Origin of the sequence: Streptobacillus notomytis (assembly GCF_001902585.1) — a bacterium.
Lineage (GTDB): Bacteria > Fusobacteriota > Fusobacteriia > Fusobacteriales > Leptotrichiaceae > Streptobacillus > Streptobacillus notomytis.
This window is the reverse complement of record NZ_LKKV01000092.1, coordinates 1-1,206: the sequence shown is the minus strand read 5'-3', so window position 1 is coordinate 1,206 and position 1,206 is coordinate 1. Positions and strand designations below refer to the sequence as shown.

Below are 1,206 nucleotides of genomic sequence, written 5' to 3'. Positions count from 1 at the left end.
GGAAACCAACTAAGGGAGAACTTGCTATAGGTAATGGATCAAATGACACTAGAAGAATAACGGGAGTAGCAGCAGGAGAAAAGGATACAGATGCAGTAAATGTGGCTCAACTTAAAAAGCTTTCTTCAGGCTTATTAAATGGTAAAGAATTGCTTACAGTTACAGGTAATGATTCAAATAATGAAGTAAAAATTAAATTAGGTGAAAAACTTAGTATTTTGGGAGAAGGAACAGTTAATGAAACAACTGCTAAGGATAATATAAAAGTAACAACAGATAAAGATAACAAGAAATTAACAATAGGATTATCAAAAGATTTAGTAAACCTAGAAAGTATAACGGTTAAAAAGAATGGAAAAGAAACTAAAATTACACCAGATAAGATAAGTATATCAGAAAATGGTAGTAAATTAGAGCTAACAAAAGATTCTTTAATGGGTGCAACAACTATTGGAAAAGATAGTGATAATAGCTTAATATTTGGTAATGGAAATAATAATTCAACTGTGACTACATTAAAAGTTGGAGGAAAAGAATTAAAATTTGCTAATTCTGGAGAAAATATAAAGATATCAAATGTAGCTAATGGAATAGAAGACAATGATGCTGTAAATGTATCTCAACTTAAAGATTATTTAAAAACTTTAGGTGGGGGAGCAAAGATAGAAAATGGCTCAGTTACAGGACCTAAATATAACCTAAAAGCTGGTGATGAAAATTCTAAAGATTATACTAATGTAGGAGATGCTTTAAAAGCTTTAGATGATGCTATAAATACATCTACAACAAACCTAAAGAATTTAGAGAATAAAGCAATATCATTCCATGGAGATGATGGAGATGTAAATAAAATAGAAAGAAAATTAGGGCAAACCTTAAAAATTCAAGGTGAAGGAAATGTCACTGGAAATACAGCTGCTAATAATATTAAAGTTGAAAAAAATTCATCTAATGATGGCTTAGATGTTAAGCTTGCAGAAGACATTAAAGGATTAAATAGCATAGAGACTAAAGAAGTAGATGGAAAGAAAACAAAAATAATGTCTGATGGTGTAGAAGTTACAAGTAATGATAGTAAATCTAAATTAACAGGAGATAAACTTACATTTGGACCTAAAGATGAAAATTCAGCAGATAAAACAAGTACAACAATTGAAAAATCAGGAGTAACTGTAAAAGGTAAGGATGGAAAAGAATCAGTAACAA

At 29.6% G+C, this 1,206-nt stretch carries 1 pseudogene; it reads left to right on the top strand.

Going from position 1 to position 1,206, the window contains the following annotated elements:
• Positions 1 to 1,206 (top strand): annotated as a pseudogene (locus BUE91_RS04975) (adhesin); the annotation flags it as partial.